We start from the raw sequence: 24816 nt of genomic DNA, 5'->3' as shown, positions 1-24816 counted from the left end.
ATCGTTCCTGTCTTAAAATAGCGCAATGGCATCTTCTTGGTTATCGGATTTTCACCGTTATAGAACATGGACGATGCAAAATATACGCCAACTTTGTTTATGGGTTATTTTAAAGTTTTAAGGTACTTAAAAACGCGCTGAAATCGTTCTTTATATCTTTTGATCAAAGCGGATGGCTTAAGTTTAGATAATAACATGATCTAAATTGGTGCAAAGATGAGTTTTGGTGCAAATGTTGGTTGTATTTTGGTGCATTACACAAAGAGTAGGCTTTCCACCTATGCTTGAGACAAGAAAAGACATACAATACGCGCATTCAAGTGGAGCGCAGATTCATGAAGACCCCCAAAGTCGGTTTTGTTTCTTTAGGTTGTCCTAAGGCATTGGTAGATTCTGAACGAATTTTAACTCAGTTAAAGACTGAAGGTTATCAAGTTGCATCAGATTATGATGGTGCTGATTTAGTAGTTGTTAATACCTGTGGTTTTATTGAATCTGCGGTACAAGAGTCGCTAGATGCAATTGGCGAGGCCATGAGTGAAAATGGTCGAGTGATCGTTACTGGATGCTTAGGTAAAGACGAAGATAAAATTCGTCAAATGCATCCAAACGTTTTAAAGGTTACTGGTGCAGCAGCTTATCAAGATGTGATGGAAGCTGTGCATGAATATGTACCAGCACCACCTAAACATAACCCGTTTGTTGACTTAGTTCCTGAACAGGGAATTCGCTTAACACCAAAGCACTATGCTTACTTAAAAATATCTGAAGGATGTAACCATCGTTGTACCTTCTGTATTATCCCAAGTATGCGTGGTGACTTGGTTTCTCGTCCAGTCGGTAGTGTATTAGAAGAAGCTGCTGCACTTAAAAGAGCGGGTGTTAAAGAAATCTTGGTTATTTCTCAAGATACATCAGCTTATGGCGTAGACACCAAGTACAAACTTGACTTCTGGAATGGTCAGCCTGTTAAGACAAAATTCTTCGACATGTGTGAAGCACTAGGCCAACTGGGCATCTGGGTGCGTTTACACTATGTATACCCATATCCACATGTGGATGCGGTAATTGATTTAATGGCACAAGGTAAAATCCTGCCATATCTAGATATTCCATTCCAACATGCAAGCCCACGTATTCTTAAGTTAATGAAGCGTCCGGCTCATAGTGAAAATACACTAGAAAAAATTAAGTTGTGGCGTGAAAAATGTCCTGATCTTGTGATCCGTTCTACTTTTGTGGTGGGTTTCCCAGGTGAAACTGAAGAAGACTTCCAGCTGTTACTTGATTGGCTCGTAGAAGCTCAACTTGATCGTGTGGGTTGTTTTACCTATTCACCAGTAGAAGGTGCAACGGCAAATGATTTGCCAGATCATGTGCCAGAAGAAATTAAACAAGAGCGTTACGAGCGCTTTATGCAAGTCCAGCAAGAAATTTCTGCTGCCAGATTGCAAAAACGTATTGGTCAAACGATGACTGTTTTGGTCGATAGTTTAGAAGATGAATATCCTGTTGCCGTTGCACGTTCTTATGCTGATGCTCCGGAAATTGACGGTAATGTGTTTGTCGAAGATATCGATAAGAACACTATTCAACCGGGCGATATGTTGGAAGTCGAAATCACCGATGCGGATGAATACGATTTATTTGCAAAGTTAATTAAAATTAAATCGGTTTAATCGAAATATATTAAAGAGCATTCAGTTTAAGAGGTTTTGGAGCAAAGTCATGGCGGAAACAATTAGCCCTCGTTATTCACGTATTCTATTAAAATTATCTGGTGAGGCATTGTCAGGTAATAAAGACATGGGTATTGATGCCCAAGTTTTAGATCATATGTCCCTTTCAATTGCACACTTGGTTGGTTTAGGTGTGCAAGTGGGCATCGTTGTGGGCGGCGGTAATTTGTACCGTGGTAGTCAGTTGCAAAAAGATGGCCTGGTTGGTCGTGTAACAGGCGATCAAATGGGTATGCTTGCAACTGTAATGAATGGCTTAGCTATGCGTGATGCTCTAGTTCGTCGTAATATCAGAACTCGTCTTATGTCTGCATTGCCAATTGGTACAGTGGTAGAGTCTTACTCAAGTCGTGATGCGATTCGTCATTTGAGTCAAGGTGAAGTTTGTGTTTTCGTTGCAGGTACAGGAAATCCATTTTTCACAACGGATACAGCAGCATGTTTACGCGGTATTGAAATCGAAGCCAATTTGATTTTAAAAGCGACTAAAGTAGATGGCGTTTATAATAAAGATCCAAGTAAATTTGAAGATGCTGTTAAATACGATCATTTAACCTTTGATCAGGTGTTAGATGAAAAACTTGGTGTTATGGATTTGACCGCTATTTGTTTATGTCGAGACCATAATGTGCCATTGCAAGTTTTTGATATGAATAAATCAGGTGCGTTATTGTCAGTAGTAATGGGTGAAAAAGAAGGGACGCGCGTTACTAAATAATGTACGTGTTACCTAAAGCTCTTTATACTAGCGCTAAATTAAATTTGTTAAATATATCTTTGAATAAATAAGTAAGGTAGATCATATGATTAACGATCTGAAAAAAGACAGCGAACAGCGTATGTTAAAAACTCTAGAGTCTTTGGAACTAGGGTTTGCTAAAGTTCGTACCGGCCGTGCACACCCATCAATCTTAAATGGTGTAATGGTTCCTTACTACGGTTCTGATGTGCCTTTAAATCAAGTAGCAAACGTGGGTATCGAAGACTCTCGTACGCTTGTTGTTCAGCCATTTGAGCGTACAATGGTTTCAGCTATTGATAAGGCAATCCGTGAAAGTGATCTTGGTTTAAACCCGATTACAGCAGATGCAATTCGTGTACCTTTACCAGCATTAACAGAAGAAACACGTCGTGATATGCAAAAAGTTGCGCGTAATGAAGCTGAAAATGCAAAAGTTGCGATTCGTAATATTCGCCGTGATGTATTGGGTGATATCAAAGCATTGCTAAAAGAAAAAGAAATTTCTGAAGATGATGAACGCCGTGCAGGTGATGATATCCAGAAAATTACTGACAAATATGTTGCAGAAGTAGACAAGCGTCTTGCAGCGAAAGAAGCAGAATTGATGAAGGTCTAATTTTTATGACCGATTCTGAAGAGTATCATCTTCCCAAGCATGTTGCCATCATTATGGATGGCAACAACCGCTTTGCAAAAAAAAATCAAATGCAAAAAGGTGATGGCCATCGGGAGGGTAAAAATGTTCTCGATCCTATCGTTGAACATTGTAAAAAAACTGGTATTCGTGCTTTAACTGTTTTTGCATTTTCAAGTGAAAATTGGAATCGACCGCAGTATGAAGTCGATCTGCTTATGAAGCTTCTGGAAGAAAGTATTCATGAGCAAATACCTCGCATGAAGAAATTTAATATTGCTTTGCGTTTTATCGGTGATCGTTCTCGATTATCCTCACACTTAGTTGCCTTAATGGAAGATGCAGAGCAACAGACAGCACACCATGACACTATGACTCTAACTATTGCAATCAGCTATGGTGGGATGTGGGACATTGCAAATGCAGCAAAACAGGTTGCTCAAGCAGTTTCCCGTGGTGAATTTGGTGCTGATCAAATAAATGTTGATTTGTTCGAAAAATATGTCAGTCTAAACGATCTGCCGGCTGTGGACCTATTAATCCGTACAGGCGGAGATTATCGCATATCTAATTTCTTGTTATGGCAAGCAGCTTATGCGGAACTGTATTTTACGGATACTTTATGGCCAGAATTTACAGTAAAAGAGTTCGATCATGCATTGAATGTTTTTTCAGGGCGTGAACGTCGTTTTGGCAAAACATCTGAACAAATTCAGCAAGAGAAAATAGAGAATTTATAATGTTAGAGCGGATTGTTACCGCATTGGTACTTGTTGCAGTTGTTTTAGGCTGTATGTTTGCTACGCAATCACATTATCCAATGTTGGTTCTTATGATTGTTGCAGCAGGGGTTGCGGGGTATGAATGGTATAAATTAATGCCTCGCGAAACTGCAAATGCTGTTAAACCCAAAGCTTGGTGCTACGGTCTGCTTGTTGCATTTGTTTCAGGTGTTGCCCTATTTTTCCATGATATTGCATTACTTTTGTGGTCTGCTTCAATTTTGACTTGGATTGTAAGTGTATATTGGGTTAAGTCATTTCCTGAATTTGATGGCTGGTATAACGCTACCTTGTATGTGATTGGCATAATTTTAGTCTGTGCTGCGGTAACCTCAATTTTTGTAGTATGGCAGAGCTCACCATGGTGGTTAATGTATCTGTTCTTGCTCGTATGGGGCGCAGATAGTGGTGCTTACTTTGTTGGTCGCAAGTTTGGGAAAAGAAAACTAGCTCCGACTGTAAGCCCTAACAAATCAGTGGAAGGTTTGTACGGTGGTATTATTACGACCGTAGTAATAATGTTAGTTGTTCAATATCATTATCTAAATTTAACTTTAATTCAGCAAATTCTGTTTCTTATATTGTCATTAATTACAGTATTTGGTTCAGTTTTGGGTGACTTATTTGAATCAATGATTAAACGTCGTGCCGGTATTAAAGATTCTGGCCGTGTTCTACCTGGTCATGGTGGTGTTTTAGATCGTATTGATTCTTTACTTGCTGCAGCCCCGATCTTTGCAACGGGAATGTATATATTAAAACTTATTGGTGTAGATTTATAGATGACACAATCTGTTTGCATATTAGGTGTAACCGGTTCCATTGGTCAAAGTACCTTAAAAATTTTAAATCAACATCCTGATAAGTATTCAGTGTTTGCAGTTTCAGCTCATAGCCGAATTTCTGAGTTGGTTGAAATTTGTAAGCAGTTCCAGCCAAAAGTTGTGGTTGTTCCAGAGCAAAAAGTTGTCGAATTAACAGCATTATTTGCAGATAATAAATTACAAAATATTGAAATTCTGGTTGGTCAAGATGGGCTGGTAAGTATTGCTTCACATCCAGATGTTGATGTGGTTATGGCTGCAATTGTTGGTGCTGCAGGTTTATTGCCCACTCTGGCTGCTGTAAAAGCTGGTAAGCGGGTATTATTAGCGAATAAAGAAGCTTTGGTTATGTCTGGTGAAATCATGATGCAAGCAGCACGTGATCATCAGGCGTTGTTATTGCCAGTAGATTCAGAACACAACGCTATTTTTCAGTCATTACCTCATAATTATTTAGAAGCCGAAAGAAATGGGCAGCCACAGCAGGGTGTATCTAGAATATTATTAACAGCCTCTGGTGGCCCTTTTTTAAACCATTCTTTAGAGCAATTAAAAGAAGTTACTCCTCAGCAAGCCTGTAAGCATCCTAATTGGTCTATGGGGCAGAAAATCTCAGTTGACTCGGCTACTCTTATGAATAAAGGGTTAGAGTTGATTGAGGCGTGCCATTTGTTTTCAATATCTGAACATTTTGTTACAGTTGTTGTTCACCCACAAAGTATTATTCATTCTATGGTGCAATATGTTGATGGTTCAACATTAGCACAAATGGGTAATCCAGATATGTGTACGCCAATTGCGCATGCTCTAGCATGGCCTGAGCGTTTACAGACTAATGTTCCTGCTTTAAATTTATTTGAGTATTCTCAGCTTAATTTTCAAGCGCCAGATATTCAAAAATTCCCAGCACTTGATTTGGCACGTCAAGCAATGCGTGAGGGAGGTTTGGCACCTACTATTTTGAATGCCGCAAATGAAGTTGCTGTTGCTGCATTTTTAAAGGAACAAATTGGATTTACAAATATTCCACAAGTGGTAGAACATACTTTGCAAAAATTGGAAAATTCAGTTGCTGAAAATATTGAGTGCATTTTAGATAAAGATGAAATAGCACGACACGTAGCACAGCAATATATATCAAGTATAGGAGGCTGAAATGAGCGCATTATTTATGATTGCAGCAGCAGCTCTTTTACTTGGTCCTTTAATTGCAATCCATGAGTTCGGCCATTACTGGGTGGCACGAAAACTAGGTGTTAAGGTTTTAGTATATTCGATTGGTTTTGGACCAACCTTACTCAAATGGACATCAAAAAAATCTGGAATCAAATACCAGCTTTCAGCTTTACCATTAGGCGGCTATGTCAAAATGCTCGATGAGCGTGAAGGTAATGTTGCAGAGCAGGATTTACCTTATGCATTTAACCGTCAAAAACCATGGAAACGTATAGCAATTGTTGCAGCGGGTCCCTTAATTAACTTGATTTTTGCTGTCTTACTTTTCTGGATCTTATTTTTACCAGCACAAGAACAACTAAACACTAGAGTTGGTAAAGTCATACCAAACTCACCAGCAGCCACTGCACAAATGCAAGTAGGTGACAAGATTATTGCGGTTGATGGAAAAGAAACGCAAACTTGGGAAAAACTTAACTTTGCTTTGATTGATCGTGTAGGTGAAACGGGTAGTGTAAATGTTGATGTAGACCGTGCTGGTACTGAGAAAAATATTGTTTTACCGATTAAAGACTTCTTAAAAAATCAGAATGAATCAGCTTTAGATGTGTTAGGTTTTTTACCATATCGTCCTGTTATTCCAGCTGTTGTCACTGAATTGACTCAAGATGGAGCTGCAATTCGTCAAGGAATGAAAGTAGGTGACCGTATTGCTTCAATTAATGGTCAAGCAATGAAAGACTGGTTTGATGTTGTAGAGGTAGTACAACATTCTCCAGAAAAATTACTCAATATTGATGTGTTGCGTAATGGTCAATTAGTTCATTTGCAAGTCATGCCTCAAGGGAAACGGGATAACATGGGGCAAGTGAGCGGTGTTTTGGGCGTGAAAAGTGATGCAGGAAAAATTACAATTCCTGACGAATATAAGCAAACAATTCAATATACTCCAATACAAGCTTTCGAGATGTCACTAGATAAAACTGGTCAAATCTCTAGCATGATATTGAGTTCAATAGTAAAAATGGTTAAGGGTTTAATTGGTTTAGAGAATCTTTCTGGACCAATTACAATCGCGAAAGTAGCGGGACAAAGTGCAGAAATGGGATGGCAGACTTTTATTTCATTTATGGCTTTAATGAGCGTAAGTCTTGGAATTTTAAATTTATTACCAATTCCAATGCTAGATGGTGGACATCTGGTTTATTACATTATTGAAGCTATTCGAGGGAAGCCTGTTTCTGAACAAATACAAATGTTTGGTCTAAAAATTGGTATGGTACTGCTCGGTAGTATGATGCTTTTGGCTTTATTTAATGATTTTATGCGTTTGTAAACGTATATGGACTTATAACTTACTGGAAAAAACTGGCATGCGGCACACACATTTTTTAATGCCTTTGGCACTTGTTAGCGCTATGGCGGCGGTACAACAAGCATATGCAGCTGATGATTTCGTTGTTCGAGATATTCGCGTAGATGGGTTGGTCCGTCTTACTCCTGCAAATGTTTATACCATGTTGCCAATCAACAGTGGCGATCGCGTTAATGAACCGATGATCGCAGAAGCAATTCGAACATTGTATGCCACTGGACTTTTTGACGATATTAAAGCATCAAGAGATAACGATACTTTAGTTTTTAATGTCGTAGAACGCCCAATTATTTCAAAACTTGAATTTAAGGGTAATAAACTTATTCCTAAAGAGGCATTGGAACAGGGCCTCAAAAAAATGGGAATCGCTGAAGGCGAAGTTTTCAAAAAATCAGCTTTGCAAACAATTGAAACTGAATTAGAGCAGCAATATACCCAGCAGGGTCGTTACGATGCTGATGTAACCGTTGATACGATCGCTCGTCCAAATAATCGTGTTGAACTTAAATTAAATTTTAATGAAGGTACAGCCGCTAAAGTTTTTAATATCAATATTATTGGTAATACTGTTTTTAAAGACAGCGAAATTAAACAAGCCTTTGCAGTTAAAGAAAGTGGTTGGGCTTCTGTTGTAACGCGTAATGACCGTTATGCGAGAGAGAAAATGGCAGCGAGCCTTGAAGCTTTGCGTGCGATGTATCTCAATAAAGGTTATATCAATTTCCATATCAATAACTCACAGCTTAATATTAGTGAAGATAAAAAGAACATCTTTATTGAAGTTGCTGTAGAGGAAGGCAGTCAGTTTAAATTTGGTCAAACCAAGTTTTTAGGTGATGCACTTTACAAGCCTGAAGAATTGCAGGCTCTAAAAATCTATAAAGACGGTGATACTTATTCACAAGAAAAAGTGAATGCCGTTAAGCAATTATTGTTGCGTAAATATGGTAATGCTGGTTATTACTTTGCAGATGTGAATATTGTTCCGCAAATTAATAACGACACAGGTGTTGTTGACTTAAATTACTATGTAAACCCAGGTCAGCAAGTTACTGTACGTCGTATTAACTTTACAGGTAATAGTAAAACTGCCGATGAAGTATTACGTCGTGAAATGCGTCAAATGGAAGGTGCTTTAGCGAGTAATGAAAAAATTGATCTGTCTAAAGTTCGTTTAGAACGTACAGGATTCTTTAAGACGGTTGATGTTAAACCAGCGCGTATTCCAAACTCACCAGATCAGGTGGATTTAAACGTAAATGTTGAAGAACAACATTCGGGAACTACAACATTAGCTGTAGGTTACTCACAAAGTGGTGGTATCACATTCCAAGCAGGTTTGAGTCAAACTAACTTTATGGGAACAGGTAACCGTGTTGCGATCGATTTATCTCGTTCAGAAACTCAAGATTACTATAACTTAAGCGTTACCGATCCTTACTTTACAATTGATGGGGTAAGCCGCGGTTATAACGTTTACTATCGTAAAACAAAACTAAATGATGACTATAACGTTAACAACTACGTTACCGATAGTTTTGGTGGTAGTTTAAGTTTTGGTTATCCGATTGATGAAAACCAAAGTTTAAGTGCCTCTGTTGGTATTGATAATACTAAGGTAACTACTGGTGCATTTGTATCAACTTATGTACGTGATTATTTGTTAAAAAATGGCGGGAAGGCAACTGGTAAAGGAGAGTACTGTTCAGGAAGTTATAAGTCTCAAGCTGATATTGATAAAGCAAATGGAACTACACCTCCAACTACTAAGCCAGAAGGTTATGATCTTGCAACTAAGTGTGTAAATTCGAATAATGATGCGTTAGATCTTACTAAGTATGACAATGCTTTTGAAGGTGAGTTCTTTACCTATAACTTGAATTTAGGTTGGTCATACAATACATTAAACCGCCCAATTTTCCCGACATCAGGAATGTCACATCGTGTAGGTTTGGAAATCGGTTTGCCGGGTAGTGATGTTGAATACCAAAAAGCAACTTATGATGCTCAAGCATTCTTCCCTATCGGTAGTACAGGTTTTGTACTTCGTGGCTATGGTAAGCTTGGCTATGGTAATGATTTACCATTCTATAAAAACTTCTATGCCGGCGGTTATGGCTCTGTTCGTGGTTATGATAATAGTACCTTGGGTCCAAAATATTCGAGTGTAAATTTACAAGAAGAGCAAAAAGATGACACTTCTCCAGAGGAAGTGGGTGGTAACGCTCTTGTACAATTTGGTACAGAGTTAGCTTTACCATTACCTTTTAAAGGAGATTGGACTCGCCAAGTGAGACCAGTTATTTTTGCTGAAGGCGGTCAGGTATTCGATACCAAGTGCGACGTTGGTTCTTATTCTATGATTATGAATGGCCAGCAAATTGCAGACGCTAAAAAATACTGTGAAGATAACTATGGTTTCGACTTAGGTAATATGCGTTATAGCGTAGGTGTTGGTTTCACATGGATTACCATGATTGGACCATTATCTCTTAGCTATGCATTCCCTCTAAATGATAAGCCTGGTGATGAAACCAAAGAGATCCAGTTTGAAATCGGTCGTACTTTCTAAGTACGACTTGACTAAACATGAAATAAGGACACAAATTTAAATGAAAAAATTAAATATATTAATGTTAGGACTAGGTCTGACAGTTTCTGCTATGACCAATGCTGCGGGTTATGGTGTTATTGATCTTGCTAAAGTTGTTGAAAGCAGTGCTTATTTGAAACAACAAAACGCAAGTTTAAATCAATCAGTTAAGCCAACTACAACTCGTCTTGAGCAGTTAGGCAAAGAATTAGAAGGTCTTCAACGTCAAGCCCAAACTCAAGGGCAAAAAATGAAAGAAGATGATATTAAAAAGCTCCAAGCGCAATATCAGACAAAACTCAATGAATTTAATTCTACTCAACAAGGTTTGCAGTCTAAAGTTCAAACTAGTTTGCAAGGAATGAACTCAACTTTTGAGAGTCGTGTGAAGCAAGCAGCTGAACAATTACGAAAAGAAAATAATCTTGACTTCATTTTGAATAAAAATTCAACCGTTGCCTATGACGCTAAATATGATTTAACTGATAAAATGATACAAAAGGTTAATTCAATGAAATAAATTAATGAAAGTGCAACATTATCGTTTAGATGAACTAGCTCACCTCGTAAATGGTGAGCTAGTAGGTACGGGTAGTCTTCAGTTTATAAACTTAGCAAGTTTAGAAAATGCTGAAACTCATCAAATTGCTTTCGTGAATGGCGAAAAGTATATTGACCAAGCAAAGGCTAGCCGTGCGGGTGCGTACATTGTTACAAGTCTTATTAAAGAACAGCTTCCTGACAAACAAAATTTTATTATTGTTGATAATCCTTACTTAGCTTTTGCCATACTTACTCATGTTTTTGAGAAAAAAATCACATCGGTAGGTATAGAAAGTACAGCTCAAATTCATCCTTCGGCGATCATTTCTGAAACAGCATATATTGGTCATTACGTCGTAATTGGCGAAAATTGTGTGGTAGGCGATAATACGATTATTCAGTCTCATACTCGACTGGATGATAATGTGGAAATTGGAAAAGATTGTTTTATTGATGCTCATGTCACCATTACTGGTGAATCTAAATTATCTGATCGTGTGCGAGTTCACGCAAGTACTGTAATTGGTAGTGAAGGCTTTGGCTTTGCACCATATCAAGGAAAGTGGCATCGCATTGCTCAATTGGGTTCAGTTATTATTGGTAATGATGTTCGCATTGGTTCAAATTGTAGTATTGATCGAGGCGCACTCGACAACACAATTTTGGAAGATGGGGTAATTATTGATAACCTTGTGCAAATCGCTCATAACGTTCATATTGGTTCAAATACAGCTATCGCTGCTAAATGCGGAATTGCTGGTAGTGTTAAAATTGGCAAAAACTGTATTCTAGCAGGGGCTTGCGGTGTATCAGGGCACCTTTCTATTACCGATAATGTGACTTTGACAGGAATGTCAATGGTCACAAAAAATATTTCTGAAGCTGGTACTTACTCTTCAGGAATTGGATTGTTTGAAAATAGTCATTGGAAAAAGACAATTGTACGCTTACGACAATTAGCAGATGTGCCATTGACCCAAATCACTAAACGACTTGATCATATACAAGCTCAAATAGAGTCTCTTGAATCAACCTTTAATTTGCGTAAATAGAATATTATGACCGAGTCAACTACACCTAAATTTGCCATCCCTGAATTACCAATGCAGATTCAAACGATTCGTCAATATTTGCCGCATCGTTACCCATTCTTATTGGTTGATCGTGTGACTGAAGTTACTGACAATAGTATTGTTGGTTATAAAAATGTTTCTATCAATGAAGAGTTCCTACAGGGACATTTCCCAGAATATCCAATTATGCCTGGTGTTCTAATTGTAGAAGCATTAGCTCAAGTTTCAGGCGTTCTAGGGTTTATTATGAACAATGAAACGCCAAAACCTGGTTCTTTATTCCTCTTTGCTGGTGCGGAAAGGGTTAGATTTAAAAAACAAGTAGTTGCCGGTGACCAACTTGTATTAAAATCTGAATTAGTAATGCAAAAACGCGGTATCTACAAATATAACTGTACGGCTACCGTTGACGGTATTGTAGCAACAACCGCTGAAATTATGATTTCACACCAAAAAACAGAGCAGGCATGAGCAATCACGACTTAATTCATTCTACGGCCATTATTGATCCATCTGCAGTGATTGCTCCAGATGTCCAGATAGGACCTTATTGCGTTATCGGTCCAAATGTGACGATTGGTGCGGGTACTAAGCTACATTCACATGTAGTAGTGGGTGGTTTTACCAAAATTGGTCAAAATAATGAGATTTTCCAGTTCGCAAGTGTTGGTGAAGTTTGCCAAGACTTGAAATATCAAGGTGAAGAAACCTGGTTAGAGATTGGTGATCATAATTTAATTCGTGAGCATTGCAGTTTACATAGAGGAACTGTGCAAGATAATGCTTTAACTAAAATAGGAAGTCATAACCTATTGATGGTTAACACACATATTGCGCATGATTGTATCGTTGGTGATCATAATATTTTCGCGAATAATGTTGGTGTTGCCGGACACGTACATATAGGTGATCATATCATTATTGGTGGTAATTCTGGCATTCATCAATTCTGTAAAATCGATTCTTACAGTATGGTGGGTGGAGCATCACTAATTTTAAAGGATGTACCAGCTTACGTTATGGCTTCTGGTAACCCAGCCCATGCATTTGGTATTAATATCGAAGGAATGCGTAGAAAGGGTTGGTCTAAAAATACAATTCAAGGTCTCAGAGAGGCTTATAAGTTAATTTTTAAATCAGGGCTTACCTCTGTTCAAGCTGTTGAGCAGATTAAAAATGATATTCTTCCGAATGTTCCTGAAGCTCAATTATTAATTGACTCTGTTGAACAGTCAGAACGTGGTATTGTGCGCTAAGACAATATATTAAAAAAAGACACTGCAATATGCAGTGTCTTTTTTTTGCTTAAAATTATTATTTATTAAAAAATTTGGCTTCTTCAGATTTTGGATACTGATTTAGGATTTTAGTTTTATATTGGTTTGCTGAGGCTGGATTTTTATCGACATCTTTAACAATGCTATAGAGTTGATACAGGGCACGAGGAGCTTTACTTGAATTTGGATATCGAGTTGCTACTACATTGTAGTTCTTTTTTGCCTCATTGTAGTTTACTGGATCAGTTGCTAAATTAAATTCAGCTAACCAAAAGTAAGCATTTCCCGTATAAACACTATTTGGATGATTTTTAATAAAGTTTTGCATTGGAGCGATGGCTTTTTTTGCGCCGCCTTGCTTATAGGCGTCTAAAGCTACAGTATAAGCAGCCTTTTCAAGCTCTACTGGGTTTTGATTTTGTGCTGGTGGTTGAGACGCTTCTGGTTGTGGTGAAGGAGTGGTAGAAGGGCTGCTTGTTGGAGTGGCATTTACTACTTTATTATCTACTGTGGAGGTTTCTGTGCTTGCTGAAGCTGGAGTATCACTGTTTGCAGGATTATCTGAGGGCGCACTTTCCGGATCAACTTTCTGATTAAGTAGCTCTAAGCGTTGATCTAGGTCAGTATAACGATTAGATAAATCTTTTTTCAATTGTTCAATATCGTTTGATTGCTCTTCTAATTGCCCACGTAAGGTACGTATATCATTCTCTAATTGTTGGGTTTTTTGCATTAATTCCCAGTTTAAATTACTAGGTACCGAAACATTATTAGAAGACGTGTTAGTTGGACTGCCACCGCTTTGGCTTAAACCGCGAGACTCAATTGGAATGTTGGCATAGAGAGAGGTAGTGCTCATTAAGGCAATAAATAATAAAGAATGCTTCATCAATCGCATGAGTATAGGTCCATAATTTTATGTAAAAGCCAACTTGAGAAAGGAATATATAAACTATTCACTTAACTATCTAAGGTTTTAATTGGTTAATGCAATTAAAACAGCTAACAATATAAATGCAAGAATAGTTTACAATCTTCAAGCATATTTTATCCAAAATAAGATACAAGAAAGAATAAAGGAGAGAGAAGTATAGAAAGTTATGTATTTTTGCTGATGAATTAATCAATCGAAACATAAACTTGCTTAAAACTGGGAAGAAGGCTTGCAACTCTTTTAAAAATCTCTATACTTTGTCTGGCAATGGTAGCCCTGCTGGTGGCTTCGCAATTGTACTCTGTGAACCCCGCCAGGACCGGAAGGTAGCAACGGTAGCAGATCTATGATGTGCCGAAGTTTTGCTAGTGGGGCTGCCACCATTTCTATTAGTCCACTCTCCGTTGGACTGCTTTAATAATTACATCTAAATCAAATCCTCTATATTGTAAAAATCTAATCTGTTTTGCTTTAAGCTTTGGATCTTTTTCCACTTCTTCACCAAATTTTTTCACTTTGAGCTCATACGCTTGCTCTACCCAATCAATATCATGAATTTCATCTGCAATTAAATCATTTTCAAGCTGTTTAGTTTTTAAAGCTTGTTGAATGCGTTTTGGTCCTCTACCTTTACGAATTTGGCTAGCAAGCATTTGTTCAGCAACACGTTGATCACTTTGATAATTTTGTTCAGATAGCTCTTCAACGAGTTGCTTAACCTCTTCTGGGTTCTGGGCATAACGAGTCAATTTTTCAGTAAGTTCTGCTTTTGAATAGTCTCGGCGAGTTAGTAAAGCAAATGCATACGAGCGTAAACGCTGGCCAGTAAGCGGAGTTCGTTGTTGAGACTGTTCTTCTGTTCTTTTGAACATATTAGGATTCCCTTGTAAAAAAACGCCCCGAAGGGCGTTCTATGAAGAATGAGCAATTAAGATTCTAATAAAAGATCAGCTTCTTCTTCATCTTCAACTTGAGCCGTATTAGTACCTGTTGTTAAAAGTTGTTCACGGATATTACGTTCAATCTCTCCAGCCATTTGAGGGTTCTCTTCAAAGTGGCGAATAACATTGTTCTTACCTTGACCAATTTTATTACCTTGATATGAATACCAAGCACCTGCTTTTTGTACGATATCTTGCTGTACAGCTAAATCTACAAGTTCGCCTAGCTGGTTTGTACCTTTACCATAGAGAATTTGGAAAAGAGCCTCTCTGAAAGGAGGAGCCATTTTGTTTTTAACAACTTTAACTCGAGTTTCAGAGCCGACGATTTCATCGCCTTCTTTTACTTGACCAATACGGCGGATATCTAAGCGTACAGAAGCGTAGAACTTTAACGCGTTACCACCAGTCGTGGTTTCAGGGCTACCAAACATTACCCCAATCTTCATACGAATCTGGTTAATAAAAATAACCATACAGTTTGAGCGTTTAGCATTACCAGTAATTTTACGAAGTGCCTGACTCATTAAGCGAGCTTGTAAGCCCATATGAGAGTCACCCATCTCACCTTCAATTTCTGCTTTAGGGGTAAGTGCAGCGACTGAGTCGACAACAATCATATCAATTGCGCCAGAACGAACTAGCATATCCGCAATTTCGAGAGCTTGTTCACCGTTATCAGGCTGCGATACAAGCAAGTTATCAATGTCTACACCGAGTTTACGCGCATATTGTGGATCTAATGCATGCTCTGCATCGATAAATGCACAAGTACCGCCAGCTTTTTGACATTGTGCAATCGCTTGTAGAGTCATTGTGGTTTTACCAGAAGATTCTGGACCATAAATCTCAACAATACGGCCTTTTGGTAAACCTCCAATCCCCAATGCAATATCTAAAGTCAAAGAGCCTGTAGATACAGCTTCAACAGCTTGAACAGTGTTGTCACCGAGACGCATCACCGTATTTTTGCCAAATTGTTTCTCAATTTGACTTAGCGCGGCTTGTAATGCTTTGCTTTTATTCTCATCCATCTCAAAAACCTCAATACTCTATGTTCATCACGTTTAACCCAAGTGGATGCATTGAATCTCAACTTGTTTCACTAGGTTAATAGTGACAGATTTTTTCTATAGCTTCTATGTGTTGTATGTGTGTGTGCGACACAACTCGACGTTTTTATTCATCATCGTATGACCAATTTTGATCATTCTCCTGTTTAAACCGAATAATTTGTCGACGATCCTTTTTACCCGGTCTATGGTCAGGTCGAGCTAGATTATGCAATTTTCGTTGGGATGCAATCAACTCCCGTCTAGCAATACTCACTTCGGTTTCTTCATAAAGTTGCTGTGCAACTGGCGCTGGGCCACGTGTATTAGAAAGCGCTTTTATCACAACAGTTTTTTTATCAAACCCTTGCTGAATAATAAGCTCCATTCCCACTCGAATTTCTTTGGAAACTTTTACACGTTCATTGTTGTGATGTACTTTACCTCCTTCGATTGCTGCTTTAGCAATTGAACGAGTTTTAAAAAAACGAGCAACCCATAACCATTTGTCAACACGCATGGTCTCTACAGCATCGTCTTCACGCAATTTTGACATCGTTATCCTTTCTATCAATTTGATTCAATATAGACAGCAACTCTGTAAGTCGATCTAGTGCTTTATATTCTAGTTCCTGATGCTGTCTTATAACATTTAGACTTGAGGGCTGTGAGATAGTAAACAAGTGTTTAATACCAAATTTTTCTGCTGTTTTTAATACGGGAGTCGTATCGTCAATAAAAATTGTTTCATCTGGATTGAAGGAGTGTAATCGTTGGAGTTCTTTCCAAAAATTAATATCTTCTTTTGCATAACCAACTTGTTCGCTTGATATGATTACGTCAAAAAAATGTTCGATTGCAATATTATCGAGTTTTAAGCGTAAGCTAGGGCGGTCAGCATTAGTCACTAGCCAACAGGTGTATCCTAGTTCTTTAAGTTGCTGTAGAAGCTCAAGACAGCCCGAGCGAGCTTGGATTTTAGATTGAAATTCTTGTTGTAATTTGAGTACATCAACGCCTACTGTTTTAGTCCAATAGGTTGATGAATACCAAACAAGAGTGTGCCGATGTGATTGATAAAACTGATATAGCTTTTTTTTGCTCTCGGCGAGGGGAATTTGATGTATTTGCGCATGTCTCATCGGGAGACATTCATTCCAAATGAAGTCATCAAAAGCTAAGTCTAATAGCGTACCATCCATGTCAAACATTATGATTTTAGACATATTTTTAAATATCTCCAAAATCATTCAAAGCAAACTTTTTAAGACACATCTACCATATATCCTTTTAAAATCATAAATTAATTCAAAGCTCCATCCATTAATTTTTCTAAAAATTGTATAGATTAATGGTATGGATAGGGAAGATAAATGGTTTGAAATTATAACGCGGAAGTTTGCAAAAACAAAAAATAATAATGAAACAGTTTAGTAGAAAATTCTTCCTTTATTTGGAGTAAAACAATAGTCAGCATCTTCTAAATTAGAAATCCAAATGATTATCTAATAGTTTTCTCTAATTATAGTTACATACGATACTTTTTGATAAACAATATATAAATTGAAGAGTACTCAATTAGCGCTATATTGAAAATTATCCTAATAAGAATTTAGAGAAAGCAATGAAAATTGGATTTATTGGTGGAACCAATGACGGTATCGTAATCAATGCTGCCGATGGCCTCGATACTTATAAGCTTGAATGGCACTACAAAGCAGAAAAACACTGTGAATCGCAACCTACACTAGGGCTTAGTGGACCCGAGTATGATTATTACAACTTATTAATTCTAAGAAAAAATAAAGAGGCTAAACTCTTTTACGTACTGACTACAATGGAAAAAGAAGAAATAGCAAATAAAATCCATGAATATTGGGAACAGTCTACTTCTGTTGGGTATGATTTCGATGAGTAAGCATTTTTAAATTTTTAGTTGTCTAAAGGCGTAAGTTTTAACTTTAATCATAAATTGAATGAATAGTTAGTGATCTCATATAGCACATGCGCTCTTAATTCATGATGGAGGGGCACTTTGGGATGATCAAAGTTTTTAACTTTTTGCATTCCTATCCGCTCCATTACAGCTTGAGAAGGTGTATTAAGAGTAGCTGTGAATGAAACGATCTTATCTAAATTAAGTATATTAAAACCATAGTCTAAAACTGCTTTTGCTCCTTCGGTAGCGTAACCTTGTTTCCAGAATTCTTTTGCAAGTCTCCAACCGATTTCGACACATGGAGAAAAATCAAATTGCTCAGGTTGGTTGTGTAAACCAATAAACCCGATAAATTGATGGCTTTCTTTTAATTCTACTGCCCAAAAGCCCCAACCATTTTCATCAATGAGACGTGAAATTTTCTGGATTAAGTTAAGACTTTCTTGAGGTGTTAGGAGGCTTGGGAAGAATTGCATGACGTCTTGATCTAGGCCCATTTTGATAAAAGGTCCAAAGTCACTTTCTTTCCATTGTCTTAGGATTAGACGTTCAGTTTCAATCATAGAATAACTCTTTAATAAACGATAATTTTTTCATAAGAAGGTTAAAGCGGTTTCTGCACAATCTTCTGTAAAATGATTTTGGAATTAATACTGACGACACCTTTAATTTTGTTTAAGGTATTAATGACAAAATGGGAAAACGAATTTAAATCTTTAGTTGCAACGTGCAAAACATAATTAGATTCGCCTGTAATAATATAAGCATTAATGACTTCATCAAAATTTTTGATCTGACTTAAAAAAAAGTTGTGATCGTTTTCGGTTAATTGTGCAAGTTTAATTTCGACAATTGCCTCAATTTTTATGCCTAATTTTTCATAATTAACTTTTGCCTGATATTTTTCAATTACTCCATTTGCCTCTAAAATTTTAACGCGTCGATGACAAGCCGATGCTGAAAGATTAACGAGATCGGCAAGTTCTTGGTTACTTAACCGCGCGTTATCTTGCAAATGCTTTAAGATTTTTAGATCGATTGCATCTACATTCATTTTAGAATTTCATCCGTATTTTTTAATTATATTTAGAATTTTATACGAAAATTAAAGATTTTAATCAAATATTATCGAATAAATCATAAGAATTGCCATGATAAAATTCAAAAACAAAGGAAATGTTGAAATAGGTGAAATAACAATGATTACTCATGAGCAGTGTCTCTATTGGGATCAGGAAGATGAACTCAAAAAATTTAAAGAGGAATTTGCGCTTCCAAAAGAAGTGATTTATTTAGATGGTAATTCTTTAGGTGCGAGACCGAAGAAATCATTAGATGTCGCTCAGCATATTATTTCCCAAGAATGGGGAGAGGACTTAATTAATAGCTGGAACAAAGCAGATTGGTGGGGTTTACCTACTCGACTTGGCAATAAAGTAGCTAAACTTGTTGGTGCAGAGCAGGGTGAAGTTGTTATTTCTGACTCTACCACTCTGAACTTATTTAAAGTTCTATCAGCTGCGGTAAAAATTCAAGCCGCAAAATTTCCAGAACGTAAAATTATTGTGGCGGAAAAAGATGCTTTCCCAACAGATATTTATATTATTGAGGGTTTCATTGATTTAATTCACCAAGGTTATCAAGTTGAATTGATTGATGGCGTAGATGATTTATCACGGGTATTAGAAAAACACGTAGCAGTAGTTGTACTTTCTCATGTGAATTATCGGACCGGATATTTCTATGATATGGAATCTATTAATCAACAAATTCACTCTAAAGATGCTTTGATTATTTGGGATTTATGTCACTCAGTTGGTGCAGTTCCTATGGATCTAAACCAGAGTAATAGTGATTTTGCGATTGGATGTACTTATAAATATTTAAATGGTGGCCCTGGTTCTCCAGCTTTGTTATGGGTAAATCGAAAGCATCGTGACCAGTTTTGGCAACCTTTATCAGGTTGGTGGAGTCACAAGAAGCCATTCGATATGGCACAGCATTATGAGCCAGCCAATAGTATCCGTCGTTACCTATGTGGAACTCAGCCCATCATTTCTATGAGTTTGATTGAATGTGGTGTCGATATTTTCTTGCAAGTGGATATGCAAAAAATACGCGAGAAATCTCTTAAATTGACCGATTTATTTATCCAACTTGTCGAACAAGAATGTGGTCAGTTTGGTTTTGAACTCATTACACCTTTGACTCATCAATATCGTGGTAGCCATGTGAGTTATCGCCACGAATATGGCTATGAAATTATTCAGGCACTCATTGCCCGAGGCGTAATCGGCGATTATCGAGAGCCAGAAGTATTACGTTTTGGAATTACTCCCCTATACCTAGGTTTTGAAGATGTCTGGAATGCTGTACAGCATCTTAAGCAGATTATGCTGAATAACGAATGGAAAAATGAGCGTTATCTGGTTAGAGGCGAAGTGACCTGATATTCAGGAATTAAAATCAGCAAAAGGCTAGGAGGGCCTATGGGTAGCTTTGACGAAATACAAAATAGAGAAGCGGGCTTACATAAGAAATTATCCGCAAAACAAATGGGAATGATTGCAATTGGTGGAGCGATTGGTACAGGACTGTTTATGGGAAGCAAGTTTGCAATCAGCTTTGCTGGCCCAGCAGTCATTGTAAGCTATGCCATTGGTGGTTTAATTGCATTTGCTATCATGGCTTGTTTAGCTGAAATGACAGTTCAGCATCCCACTTCAGGTTCCTTCGGAGCCTATGCAGAACATTATATTAGTCCACTTGCCGGGTTTTTAGTCCGTTATTGCTATTGGGCATGCATTGTATTAGCCGTGGGCACAGAAATCACAGCAGTTGCTGACTATATGAAATTATGGTTCCCACATGTCGGTTCTTGGATCTGGATTGCTTTTTTTTCAATGACCTTGCTGGTGGTGAATGCATATAGTGTTAAAGCTTTTGGATTGGTTGAATATTGGTTTTCGATCATTAAAGTTTTTGCCATTATTGTATTTATTCTTTTGTCTATTGGTATCTTGACTCAAAGTCATGAAGGAACTGGGCAAGTCATTTCCAATTTAACAGAACATGGTGGCTTTTTTCCCCACGGCTTTAGTGGGGTCTGGATTGGGGTCATTATTTCAATATTTAGCTATTTAAGTATCGAAATGATTGCTGTTGCAGCAGGCGAGGCTAAAGATCCAGAACAAGCTGTTAAAACAGCCTTTAAGAGTACGGCTATTCGGTTAATCCTGTTTTACTTATTATCTTTATTTTTAATTGTAGCACTCGTTCCTTGGACGGATTTAATTGGTTCTGAGGCGACTAGTCCTTTTGTAATGGTAATGAAGATTGTAGGCATTCCATATGCAGACAGTATTTTAAACTTCATTGTAATTGTCGCAGCTCTATCGGCGATGAACAGTATGCTCTATATCTCAACACGTATGTTGTTTAGCTTGTCACGAGCTGGTGATGCACCAAAACTCTTTGGGCGTATTAGTAGTAATGGGGTGCCAGTTAACGCACTACTCTTGTCTGCAGTTGGTATTGGTATTGCGAGCATTGTTTATACGATTAATCCTGCTTCGGCTTTCCCGATCATGATTGCGCTATCCATGTTTGGAGCATTGTTTACGTGGGGCAGCATTTTTGTTACCCACATGTTTTTTAGAAGAAATATGGCGCAACAAGGCTTGCAGTTAAAGTTTAAAGTTCCTGCTAGTCGGTTAATTTCTTTGTTGGGATTAATTGCAATTTTAAGTATCACGGTTACGACTTGGTTTACTAACGAATTTAAGTCAACTTTACAATTTGGTGTTCCTCTAATTATCGTTCTTACTTTTTTCTATTATTTAAAACGCTCATCAGCCAAGCTCTCTTTAAGTGCCCATGAAGAATCATTAAAGTGAGAAAAGCATGAGAGAATATGATAATGCGACGACAGTGCCTAATGAGGATGAGATACTGACTGACTTTCAGCTAAGAAGCTTGGTGAACTATCAAAAATATAGACATATCCGAGATATTCAATATGGTGTTCATCCTAGATCAACGTTGGATTTATTTCCTGTAGAACAGGCGAATAAAACCATTATTTTTATCCATGGTGGATATTGGCAGTGGTGTGAGAAATCAGATTTTGCATTTGTCGTACCACATGTTTTAGCGCAAGGTATTCAATGTATTCTGTTGGAATACGATCTGGCGCCACAGAGTAAAATAGCAGCTATTGTGACTCAAGTTCATCAAGCTCTCGATTTCATTGGAGAGCAAGAGTGGATAACTGATGAGGTTATGTTGGTTGGTCACTCAGCTGGAGCACATCTCGGCGCATTAGTTGTAGGCCATCCGCTCATATCTGAGATGGTCTTATTAAGTGGAATTTATGATTTAGAGCCAATACAAAAGACACATTTAAATCATGCACTGAATTTGACAAAAGAAGATATTTTGAAATATAGCCCTATTCATCATAAAGAGCGGATTGATATCCCGTGCAAAATTTTATGTGGAGAACTTGAACTCGAAGAATTGAAATGGCAAAGCCAAAACTATTTTGAAAGTAAAAAAGATCAAGAACAGGGGTTAGTATCTTTTACACTTATTCTTCACATTAATCATTATACGATTTTAGAGTATTATTTTAGGCATATATTAAGTTAAGTATTTGAAAAATAATATATGCAATATTGTTTTATAAAATTCTTAACCTAAGCTGATCATAAGATAAATGTGAGATAAATCACAACTTACCCTGATTTTTACAGAAAGTGTGAGTTGTTCTTGACCTGAATATAGAACTTAATTAGATTAAAAAGATAGTGCTTTCTCACTAAGCGACAAAATGTTTAGCTGTTGTTTAGATGAGTTTTTAAGTCCGTAGCTTCCCAAGATACGGACTTTTTTATTTTTTAATTAAAAGTAAAATATAATAGTTGTTTATTCTAATTTTAGAACTTATTTAGAATCTATGGGTTTTAAATGTGTGCTTATAAAATCATTTCATAATAAAATTTATGTAAAATATAATTAAAAAAATCTTCATCAATCTGTAATATCTCTTGGTTAAAGTAAAAGCAGAAAAAAAAGAGAAAACTATAAAGAATAATTAAATAATAGGTAGTGTTCTTACGTGGATAGATTTAGTCGGCTCATATGGGTTGGCTTTTTTATTTAAAAAGGAGCCTTTATGAAAGTACAATATTTTGAAGGTGGGATGTATGTACATATGTGTCCGGCTTGTGGGCATTTCCACTATATTCCGGTAGAGCACCCCTTTTCTAATGGGAATCAGTGGTTCTTTAACGGTAGCCTTGAAAAACCAACATTTAATCCAAGCATAAGTATCATTGGGCGTTGTCATTATTTTATAGAAGAAGGTTTTATTGAATACTCTCTTAATTGTAAACATTATTTAGCGGGACAAAAATTGGAATTGCCTGAACTAAAAATCAAGAATAATTTATAATTGGATAATATATTTATTTTTATTTGTCTTTTTTTAAAGTAATATTTTTTACGTATTTGATACTGAACCTTTATAGTTAAAAAATTTGTAAATCTCTTCTAGTTGCTGCTTTATTTAAAGTCTGAAATAATTTTTATAAACAATTGTTTTATTATATGTTTATGGATATCTGGAAATTTTTGCGAAGTTTTAATACAGTTGGTACCTATCTTGCAATTTCTATTTTTATATTATTGGTAATGATTATATATTTTTATATTGTAGATCCTTCTTGAAGTTTTATAGGTAAGAATAATAATTAATCTTTAAACGCAAACCTATAATTCTCTAATTTTTAGAATTGGTTCACGTTTTTGATCGAAAAAAGATACTAGCGTTGTATAAAACAAAGTTTTATGAAAATATGATTTAGTTTTGATACATGGGAGTTCAAGCAAAATTTCTTTCCAAAAAAATAATTCTTAAATATAACGACAGTACAGATCATAACAACGATGTATGAATAAAAGATATGGAGATTTTTCATGAAGTTTTGCCAAGTATCGGCTGCTTTCTTAACAATGGCCGCCATCAGTCTAGTCCATGCAGCACCAAACACAACCAATTCTTTACTAGATTCTTCTCAAGCAAAGGGAATTATTAAAAACCAATACATTGTTATTCTTAATAAAGATGCTGGACCATCTATAGATTTTGCCCAAAATATTGCTAAGCAACATGGTGCTAAGGTCTTACAGTCGTATGACACTGTACTTAAGGGTTTCGCAATTTATTTACCCGATACAGCGGCTACTGCTTTTGTCGAAGCAATGAAAAAAAATCCGAAAGTACTATCTGTAGAAAACGATATAGTCATGAAAATTGATGCCACTACTCAGAGTAATCCGGATTGGGGACTAGATCGTATTGACCAAAAAGCTTTACCTTTAAATTCTGCTTATTCATATTTACAGACGGGTTCTGGCACGACAGCTTATATTGTTGATACAGGTATATTGTCTAGCAATCAACAATTTTCTGGGCGGGTATTAAGCGGGTATACCGCAATATCGGATGGGAATGGTACAACTGACTGTAATGGGCATGGTACACATGTCGCAGGAACGGTTGGCGGAAGTACTTATGGTGTTGCTAAGAATGTAAATTTGGTTCCAATCCGGATTTTAGGATGTGATGGCTCTGGTGCATCTAGTAATGTGATTGCTGGTTTAGATTGGATATTAAAAAATGGTAAAAAACCGGCTGTTGTGAATATGTCATTAGGTGGGGATGCGAGTACCTCTTTAGATAGTGCAGTTGAAAATTTATTTGATAATGGTTATGTCATGGTGGTGGCTGCTGGAAACTCAAATACTGATGCTTGCAGTGCATCACCTGCAAGAGTAAGTAAAGCACTTACAGTTGCTGCTACAGATAATACTGATACGCGAGCCAGCTATTCTAATTATGGAAGCTGTGTTGACATCTTTGCACCCGGAAGCCAAATCAATTCTTCTTGGATAGGCAGTAATACGGCTACTAAAGTTCTAAATGGAACATCGATGGCTACGCCACATGTTGCAGGTGTCGTTGCTGAAATGCTGCAAAGCATACCCACTGCGACACCACAAACCATCTCTACTAATCTTTTAAATCAAGCAAGTAGTAATGTGGTAAAAAATCCATCTGGTAGTCCAAATCGTTTGTTGTATAAATCTCCTTAATAAAAAATGTAATCTGTAGATCGTAAAAAGGTCC

General features: G+C 37.0%; 26 protein-coding genes and 1 other RNA gene. 20 read left to right on the top strand and 7 right to left on the bottom strand.

Annotated elements, in window-relative coordinates; genetic code table 11:
- Nucleotides 1–335: 335 nt before the first annotated feature.
- The 12 genes from rimO (at nucleotide 336) to lpxA (ending at nucleotide 12737) form a co-directional block, all read left to right on the top strand.
- Nucleotides 336–1679 carry a 30S ribosomal protein S12 methylthiotransferase RimO gene (rimO, locus tag ACLBWE_RS11490; RefSeq protein WP_080027282.1) on the top strand — a complete coding sequence of 448 codons (1344 nt, stop codon included), beginning with the start codon at nucleotides 336–338 and terminating at the stop codon, nucleotides 1677–1679.
- A 49-nt stretch (nucleotides 1680–1728) separates the two neighbouring features.
- Nucleotides 1729–2457: a UMP kinase gene (gene pyrH / locus ACLBWE_RS11485; protein WP_003652185.1), complete on the top strand. Its 729-nt coding sequence runs from the start codon at nucleotides 1729–1731 to the stop codon at nucleotides 2455–2457.
- Between the two features lie 85 nt (nucleotides 2458–2542).
- Complete coding sequence (frr, locus tag ACLBWE_RS11480; RefSeq protein WP_003652184.1) at nucleotides 2543–3097, top strand: ribosome recycling factor; 555 nt, start codon at nucleotides 2543–2545, stop codon at nucleotides 3095–3097.
- 5 nt (nucleotides 3098–3102) lie between these two features.
- The gene (gene uppS, locus ACLBWE_RS11475) at nucleotides 3103–3855 is read left to right on the top strand and encodes a polyprenyl diphosphate synthase (RefSeq protein WP_133746773.1); all 753 of its coding nucleotides are present in this window, start codon (nucleotides 3103–3105) and stop codon (nucleotides 3853–3855) included.
- Nucleotides 3855–4679, top strand: a complete 825-nt coding sequence (locus ACLBWE_RS11470) for a phosphatidate cytidylyltransferase (RefSeq protein WP_003652182.1) — start codon at nucleotides 3855–3857, stop codon at nucleotides 4677–4679. The genes uppS and ACLBWE_RS11470 overlap by 1 nt, the downstream gene beginning before the upstream one ends.
- Nucleotides 4680–5876 (top strand): 1-deoxy-D-xylulose-5-phosphate reductoisomerase, encoded by a 1197-nt coding sequence (gene ispC / locus ACLBWE_RS11465; protein WP_347019926.1) that lies wholly within the window; start codon nucleotides 4680–4682, stop codon nucleotides 5874–5876.
- A gap of 1 nt (nucleotide 5877) precedes the next feature.
- Nucleotides 5878–7233, top strand: a complete 1356-nt coding sequence (gene rseP, locus ACLBWE_RS11460; protein WP_133746771.1) for an RIP metalloprotease RseP — start codon at nucleotides 5878–5880, stop codon at nucleotides 7231–7233.
- Nucleotides 7214–9844: an outer membrane protein assembly factor BamA gene (gene bamA / locus ACLBWE_RS11455; RefSeq protein ID WP_348947822.1), complete on the top strand. Its 2631-nt coding sequence runs from the start codon at nucleotides 7214–7216 to the stop codon at nucleotides 9842–9844. The genes rseP and bamA overlap by 20 nt, the downstream gene beginning before the upstream one ends.
- Before the next feature lie 40 nt (nucleotides 9845–9884).
- Nucleotides 9885–10385 carry an OmpH family outer membrane protein gene (locus ACLBWE_RS11450; RefSeq protein ID WP_042894155.1) on the top strand — a complete coding sequence of 167 codons (501 nt, stop codon included), beginning with the start codon at nucleotides 9885–9887 and terminating at the stop codon, nucleotides 10383–10385.
- A gap of 4 nt (nucleotides 10386–10389) precedes the next feature.
- On the top strand, nucleotides 10390–11460 hold the full coding sequence (gene lpxD, locus ACLBWE_RS11445; protein WP_045431049.1) for a UDP-3-O-(3-hydroxymyristoyl)glucosamine N-acyltransferase: 1071 nt from the start codon (nucleotides 10390–10392) through the stop codon (nucleotides 11458–11460).
- A gap of 6 nt (nucleotides 11461–11466) precedes the next feature.
- Nucleotides 11467–11952, top strand: a complete 486-nt coding sequence (fabZ, locus tag ACLBWE_RS11440) for a 3-hydroxyacyl-ACP dehydratase FabZ (protein ID WP_003652176.1) — start codon at nucleotides 11467–11469, stop codon at nucleotides 11950–11952.
- Nucleotides 11949–12737 (top strand): acyl-ACP--UDP-N-acetylglucosamine O-acyltransferase, encoded by a 789-nt coding sequence (lpxA, locus tag ACLBWE_RS11435; RefSeq protein ID WP_003652175.1) that lies wholly within the window; start codon nucleotides 11949–11951, stop codon nucleotides 12735–12737. The genes fabZ and lpxA overlap by 4 nt, the downstream gene beginning before the upstream one ends.
- 58 nt (nucleotides 12738–12795) lie before the next feature.
- Here the strand turns inward: lpxA and ACLBWE_RS11430 are convergent, their stop codons facing one another.
- The gene (locus ACLBWE_RS11430) at nucleotides 12796–13656 is read right to left on the bottom strand and encodes a YbgF trimerization domain-containing protein (protein ID WP_447602953.1); all 861 of its coding nucleotides are present in this window, start codon (nucleotides 13654–13656) and stop codon (nucleotides 12796–12798) included.
- A gap of 313 nt (nucleotides 13657–13969) precedes the next feature.
- On the opposite strand from ACLBWE_RS11430, the gene ffs reads away from it, so the two are divergent.
- Nucleotides 13970–14066: signal recognition particle sRNA small type (gene ffs, locus ACLBWE_RS11425), an RNA gene on the top strand.
- 15 nt (nucleotides 14067–14081) lie between these two features.
- Here ffs and ACLBWE_RS11420 read toward each other — a convergent pair.
- The 4 genes from ACLBWE_RS11420 to ACLBWE_RS11405 form a co-directional block, all read right to left on the bottom strand.
- Nucleotides 14082–14564: a regulatory protein RecX gene (locus tag ACLBWE_RS11420; RefSeq protein ID WP_133746769.1), complete on the bottom strand. Its 483-nt coding sequence runs from the start codon at nucleotides 14562–14564 to the stop codon at nucleotides 14082–14084.
- A gap of 56 nt (nucleotides 14565–14620) precedes the next feature.
- Nucleotides 14621–15667, bottom strand: a complete 1047-nt coding sequence (gene recA, locus ACLBWE_RS11415) for a recombinase RecA (RefSeq protein ID WP_005040004.1) — start codon at nucleotides 15665–15667, stop codon at nucleotides 14621–14623.
- A gap of 145 nt (nucleotides 15668–15812) precedes the next feature.
- Complete coding sequence (locus tag ACLBWE_RS11410) at nucleotides 15813–16241, bottom strand: RNA-binding S4 domain-containing protein (RefSeq protein WP_045431059.1); 429 nt, start codon at nucleotides 16239–16241, stop codon at nucleotides 15813–15815.
- The gene (locus tag ACLBWE_RS11405) at nucleotides 16225–16911 is read right to left on the bottom strand and encodes an HAD-IA family hydrolase (protein WP_270902199.1); all 687 of its coding nucleotides are present in this window, start codon (nucleotides 16909–16911) and stop codon (nucleotides 16225–16227) included. The genes ACLBWE_RS11410 and ACLBWE_RS11405 overlap by 17 nt, the downstream gene beginning before the upstream one ends.
- Nucleotides 16912–17309: 398 nt before the next feature.
- On the opposite strand from ACLBWE_RS11405, the gene ACLBWE_RS11400 reads away from it, so the two are divergent.
- On the top strand, nucleotides 17310–17603 hold the full coding sequence (locus tag ACLBWE_RS11400; RefSeq protein WP_045431062.1) for a hypothetical protein: 294 nt from the start codon (nucleotides 17310–17312) through the stop codon (nucleotides 17601–17603).
- A gap of 47 nt (nucleotides 17604–17650) precedes the next feature.
- Here the strand turns inward: ACLBWE_RS11400 and ACLBWE_RS11395 are convergent, their stop codons facing one another.
- Nucleotides 17651–18187, bottom strand: coding sequence for a GNAT family N-acetyltransferase (locus ACLBWE_RS11395; protein ID WP_447602949.1), 537 nt, complete (start codon nucleotides 18185–18187; stop codon nucleotides 17651–17653).
- Nucleotides 18188–18228: 41 nt separating this feature from the next.
- Nucleotides 18229–18678, bottom strand: coding sequence for an Lrp/AsnC family transcriptional regulator GigD (gene gigD, locus ACLBWE_RS11390; RefSeq protein WP_017392227.1), 450 nt, complete (start codon nucleotides 18676–18678; stop codon nucleotides 18229–18231).
- A 145-nt stretch (nucleotides 18679–18823) separates the two neighbouring features.
- Here gigD and kynU point away from each other — a divergent pair, with 145 nt between their 5' ends.
- The 6 genes from kynU (at nucleotide 18824) to ACLBWE_RS11360 (ending at nucleotide 24782) form a co-directional block, all read left to right on the top strand.
- On the top strand, nucleotides 18824–20074 hold the full coding sequence (kynU, locus tag ACLBWE_RS11385) for a kynureninase (protein WP_447602946.1): 1251 nt from the start codon (nucleotides 18824–18826) through the stop codon (nucleotides 20072–20074).
- 39 nt (nucleotides 20075–20113) lie between these two features.
- Entirely contained in the window at nucleotides 20114–21520 is a 1407-nt protein-coding gene (locus tag ACLBWE_RS11380; RefSeq protein ID WP_447602944.1) for an amino acid permease, read from the top strand.
- A gap of 7 nt (nucleotides 21521–21527) precedes the next feature.
- Nucleotides 21528–22274 (top strand): alpha/beta hydrolase, encoded by a 747-nt coding sequence (locus ACLBWE_RS11375; RefSeq protein WP_447602942.1) that lies wholly within the window; start codon nucleotides 21528–21530, stop codon nucleotides 22272–22274.
- Nucleotides 22275–22800: 526 nt separating this feature from the next.
- The gene (locus ACLBWE_RS11370) at nucleotides 22801–23079 is read left to right on the top strand and encodes a DUF6527 family protein (RefSeq protein ID WP_447602940.1); all 279 of its coding nucleotides are present in this window, start codon (nucleotides 22801–22803) and stop codon (nucleotides 23077–23079) included.
- A gap of 161 nt (nucleotides 23080–23240) precedes the next feature.
- Nucleotides 23241–23354, top strand: coding sequence for a hypothetical protein (locus tag ACLBWE_RS11365; protein ID WP_447603117.1), 114 nt, complete (start codon nucleotides 23241–23243; stop codon nucleotides 23352–23354).
- A gap of 249 nt (nucleotides 23355–23603) precedes the next feature.
- A complete protein-coding gene (locus ACLBWE_RS11360) occupies nucleotides 23604–24782 on the top strand; it encodes a S8 family peptidase (protein WP_447602938.1) in 1179 nt (392 codons plus the stop codon).
- Nucleotides 24783–24816 lie beyond the last annotated feature (34 nt).

This window comes from Acinetobacter sp. M5A5_2a (assembly GCF_053345265.1).
Note: the sequence above shows the minus strand (reverse complement) of the source record. Positions and strands in the feature narration are given on the sequence as shown.

Bases quoted from the DNA above. Each gene is read 5' to 3' on its own strand.
- rimO (WP_080027282.1), top strand. From the start codon at position 336: ATGAAGACCCCCAAAGTCGGTTTTGTTTCTTTAGGTTGTCCTAAGGCA.
- ACLBWE_RS11430 (WP_447602953.1), bottom strand. From the start codon at position 13,656: ATGCGATTGATGAAGCATTCTTTATTATTTATTGCCTTAATGAGCACT.
- ispC (WP_347019926.1), top strand. From the start codon at position 4,680: ATGACACAATCTGTTTGCATATTAGGTGTAACCGGTTCCATTGGTCAA.
- ACLBWE_RS11370 (WP_447602940.1), top strand. From the start codon at position 22,801: ATGAAAGTACAATATTTTGAAGGTGGGATGTATGTACATATGTGTCCG.
- rseP (WP_133746771.1), top strand. From the start codon at position 5,878: ATGAGCGCATTATTTATGATTGCAGCAGCAGCTCTTTTACTTGGTCCT.
- ACLBWE_RS11365 (WP_447603117.1), top strand. From the start codon at position 23,241: ATGGATATCTGGAAATTTTTGCGAAGTTTTAATACAGTTGGTACCTAT.
- fabZ (WP_003652176.1), top strand. From the start codon at position 11,467: ATGACCGAGTCAACTACACCTAAATTTGCCATCCCTGAATTACCAATG.
- ACLBWE_RS11450 (WP_042894155.1), top strand. From the start codon at position 9,885: ATGAAAAAATTAAATATATTAATGTTAGGACTAGGTCTGACAGTTTCT.
- ACLBWE_RS11375 (WP_447602942.1), top strand. From the start codon at position 21,528: ATGAGAGAATATGATAATGCGACGACAGTGCCTAATGAGGATGAGATA.
- lpxA (WP_003652175.1), top strand. From the start codon at position 11,949: ATGAGCAATCACGACTTAATTCATTCTACGGCCATTATTGATCCATCT.
- ACLBWE_RS11380 (WP_447602944.1), top strand. From the start codon at position 20,114: ATGGGTAGCTTTGACGAAATACAAAATAGAGAAGCGGGCTTACATAAG.
- ACLBWE_RS11405 (WP_270902199.1), bottom strand. From the start codon at position 16,911: ATGTCTAAAATCATAATGTTTGACATGGATGGTACGCTATTAGACTTA.
- ACLBWE_RS11360 (WP_447602938.1), top strand. From the start codon at position 23,604: ATGAAGTTTTGCCAAGTATCGGCTGCTTTCTTAACAATGGCCGCCATC.
- pyrH (WP_003652185.1), top strand. From the start codon at position 1,729: ATGGCGGAAACAATTAGCCCTCGTTATTCACGTATTCTATTAAAATTA.
- ACLBWE_RS11395 (WP_447602949.1), bottom strand. From the start codon at position 18,187: ATGATTGAAACTGAACGTCTAATCCTAAGACAATGGAAAGAAAGTGAC.
- kynU (WP_447602946.1), top strand. From the start codon at position 18,824: ATGATTACTCATGAGCAGTGTCTCTATTGGGATCAGGAAGATGAACTC.
- bamA (WP_348947822.1), top strand. From the start codon at position 7,214: ATGATTTTATGCGTTTGTAAACGTATATGGACTTATAACTTACTGGAA.
- ACLBWE_RS11470 (WP_003652182.1), top strand. From the start codon at position 3,855: ATGTTAGAGCGGATTGTTACCGCATTGGTACTTGTTGCAGTTGTTTTA.
- recA (WP_005040004.1), bottom strand. From the start codon at position 15,667: ATGGATGAGAATAAAAGCAAAGCATTACAAGCCGCGCTAAGTCAAATT.
- gigD (WP_017392227.1), bottom strand. From the start codon at position 18,678: ATGAATGTAGATGCAATCGATCTAAAAATCTTAAAGCATTTGCAAGAT.
- uppS (WP_133746773.1), top strand. From the start codon at position 3,103: ATGACCGATTCTGAAGAGTATCATCTTCCCAAGCATGTTGCCATCATT.
- ACLBWE_RS11400 (WP_045431062.1), top strand. From the start codon at position 17,310: ATGAAAATTGGATTTATTGGTGGAACCAATGACGGTATCGTAATCAAT.
- ACLBWE_RS11410 (WP_045431059.1), bottom strand. From the start codon at position 16,241: ATGTCAAAATTGCGTGAAGACGATGCTGTAGAGACCATGCGTGTTGAC.
- lpxD (WP_045431049.1), top strand. From the start codon at position 10,390: ATGAAAGTGCAACATTATCGTTTAGATGAACTAGCTCACCTCGTAAAT.
- frr (WP_003652184.1), top strand. From the start codon at position 2,543: ATGATTAACGATCTGAAAAAAGACAGCGAACAGCGTATGTTAAAAACT.
- ACLBWE_RS11420 (WP_133746769.1), bottom strand. From the start codon at position 14,564: ATGTTCAAAAGAACAGAAGAACAGTCTCAACAACGAACTCCGCTTACT.